Annotated in this window: 2 protein-coding genes and 1 pseudogene; all 3 read right to left on the reverse strand. The window is 66.6% G+C overall.

Going from position 1 to position 2,865, the window contains the following annotated elements:
• Positions 1–317 (reverse strand): annotated as a pseudogene (locus ACLP25_RS11965) (hypothetical protein); the annotation flags it as partial.
• 265 nt (positions 318–582) lie between these two features.
• Positions 583–2,049 (reverse strand): hypothetical protein, encoded by a 1,467-nt coding sequence (locus ACLP25_RS11970; protein WP_442469420.1) that lies wholly within the window; start codon positions 2,047–2,049, stop codon positions 583–585.
• A 90-nt stretch (positions 2,050–2,139) separates the two neighbouring features.
• The coding region (locus ACLP25_RS11975; protein ID WP_442469421.1) for an RNA polymerase factor sigma-32 at positions 2,140–2,865 on the reverse strand (726 nt) is incomplete at its 5' end.

The raw sequence follows: 2,865 nt of genomic DNA on the forward strand, positions 1-2,865 counted from the left end.
TCCGGCGCCGGCGCCGGCGGGGGGACGGGCGCAACGGCTGGGGCGGGCGATTCGGGACCCAGGCTCGCGAGCGTCGTCGGCGCGTCGGATTTTGGCAGCCACTCGGGCTCGACGATGATCGCGCCAAAAAGTTTCGCCGGGTCCTCGGCGGGGGGCGCCGGGCGGGCCTCGGAGCCGGCTTTGACGACGAGCGGCGGCGCGCCATGGCGGGCGTGCAGCGCATAGGCGGCGATGCAGCCGACCGCCGCAGCGACGACCGCGCCGACAATGACAGGACGCGCGCCTCTGCCCCAGTCGCGACCCCGATCCAAAGACATCCCGCTAAATGCCGCGTTAGTCCCCTGCATTCTCCGCCTACGCTTAACGCTTCGCTACAGATAGAGCGACAGGTAGCGCCATTTGGTTTAGCGCCGATTAACGCACTTCGGCCCGAAAGGCCAGACGGCGTCGTGTCGCGCAGGCCGGCAGACCTCCACTTGCGCAAGTTTTTCCCGCTCGGGCCGGTTCCGTCTTCGGAAAACCGGATCAAGCAAAGATATCGCCTGTCATTTTCAGGAAGCGCCGCAAGTCGCTCAAGAGCATCTATTGCTGCGCCTTGCCGAGCGGGATGCCGTTGACCTTGATCGAGCGGTCATCGCCGACCTCGACCAGCCAACTGAGCGCCCCGTCCCTTTCGGTCTTGGCGAGACCCTTGGCCATCGCGAGCATCGGAAGGGACTTCATCGCGATGTTCGGCCCGAGCCCGTTCACGGCGGTCATCGTCTTGTCGAAGCCGCGCATTTTGACGGTCACGGCGCCCGAGGTCTTCCCGGTGGCGTAGCGCAATTCTCCCGCGAGATCAGCGTCGATCGCCGGCGCCACGACGTGGGACGGCGCGAGAACGACCTTCAGCGGTCCGGCGCCGATCAGCGCCGCCGAAACCTTGGCGGAATCCGCTTCCGAAATCGCAGGCCCCGAGCCCCCCAGATGAAGGGCGTCGATCGCCTGATTGGCCGCCGCGGCGATGTCGATCCCCTTGACGGTGAAGGCGAGGTCGACCTTCGACGGCGTCAGGTCTGTCGCCCCCGGCGGAAAGAGCCCGGCGGGCAGGCTGAGGCCCTCGGCGCCGATGGTGGCGTCGATCACGCTGTCCGGGCCGGCGTTCGACGCGCCGATGGCCAGCTTCGCGTCGCTGAGCGCGATGGCGCCGATGGGAGAGGCGATCAGCAGCTTCGAAGCCTCCCCGCCCTCGACGAAGCGCAACCCCGGCGCGGCGAGCGGGCGCAGCAGATCCTTGAACTCCCCTTCGTGATCGGCGAGGTCGGCCCGGTGGACGGACAAAAGGCTGAGAAGGTCAAACAGCTTTTTCGATTTGAGTCCGTCGACCCCGATGTTGAACGCCGCCGTGTCCATTCGGCCGCTCGAACTGACGGATTTGCCGTCCTTGTCGATCGCAGAGACCTTGAAGGCGATGTCGGCGATCTCTTCCTTGATCGTGCTCGACACCGTGTCGTTGGCATTGACGGTTGTCGCGTAATCGGCCTTGACCGGGCCGAAGTCGAAGGCCTGTTCCGCATTCGCCGAGGTCATGGCGATGCTGCCCTTGTCCGCAGTCGCCGCGCCGCTGACAAACCAGGCAATCGCGGGGTCGATCACAATTGTCTGACGGTAATTGATGATTTCGCTGGAGGCCGTCATGTCCTTGATGTGGGAGACGATCCTGGGGAACGAGTCCTGGACGACGCGCCACTTGCCATCGTCCTGCTCGAAGAGCCTGAGGACGAACGGCGCGGGGTCGTAGGTGGCGTCAGCGCCGGCCGCCTGGAACAGGCCGTTCAAGGCGGCCAGATCGGTCGAGACGACATAGGCCTGACCTTCCGGCTTCACGGTGACCAGAGAGGGGCTTCCCGCCGGCGGCGCCGGCAGGAAACGGTCGAAGAACCCCTGGACGGCTTGAGCGCCCTCAGGCGTCGCCGATTTGTCGCCAGCGAACGCCGGGGCGGCGAGAAGGGCCGCGCCGGCGAGCAACGCGGCGCTCGCCGCTCTGCGGCGAAAAATGAACGGGGACATGGTTGGACCTGCTGGGGCTCGGAAAGGCGACGCGGCGCTAGTCTATCTCAGTTTTCGCTTGCGCGCGCCTGTTCGGGCACCCGCGCCCCTTCAGGGTGCCGGCAGCGCCGCGGCCGTCCGTTTCTTCGGCTCCTGCGCCTTGGCGACGCCCGCCTTGACCGCCGCCTGGACCTTCTCGAAGGCGCGGACTTCGATCTGGCGCACGCGCTCGCGGGACACGCCGAATTCGGCGGAAAGCTCCTCGAGGGTGATCGGGTCGTCGGCCAGCCGTCGGGCCTCGAAGATCCGCCGCTCCCGCGGGTTCAGGACCGACAGCGCGCCCCTGAGCGCGCCGAGCCTGGCGTCCGTCTCCTCGCGTTCGGCGAGCTGCGACTCCTGGTCGGCGGTCTCGTCGACGAGCCAGTCCTGCCACTCGCCTTCGCCTTCTTCCCGCAAAGGCGCATTGAGCGACGCGTCGCCGCCGAGGCGGCGGTTCATGTCGATCACGTCCTGCTTGGCGACGCCGAGACGTTTGGAGATCGTCTCGACCTGGTCGTCGCGGAGGTCGCCTTCGTCGAGCGCGGAGATCCGGCTCTTGGCCTTGCGCAGATTGAAGAACAGCTTCTTCTGGCTGGCGGTGGTGCCCATCTTCACCAGCGACCACGAACGCAAGATGTATTCCTGAATCGAGGCGCGGATCCACCACATGGCGTAGGTGGCGAGCTTGAAGCCCTTGTCCGGCTCGAACCGCTTGACCGCCTGCATCAGGCCGACGTTGCCTTCGGAGATCACCTCTCCGATCGGCAGGCCGTAGCCGCGGTAGCCCATGGCGATCTT

This window comes from Roseiarcus sp., assembly GCF_052145395.1.
Lineage (GTDB): Bacteria > Pseudomonadota > Alphaproteobacteria > Rhizobiales > Beijerinckiaceae > Roseiarcus.

Coding starts and splice junctions, on each gene's coding strand:
- ACLP25_RS11970 (WP_442469420.1), bottom strand. CDS start 2,049: ATGTCCCCGTTCATTTTTCGCCGCAGAGCGGCGAGCGCCGCGTTGCTC.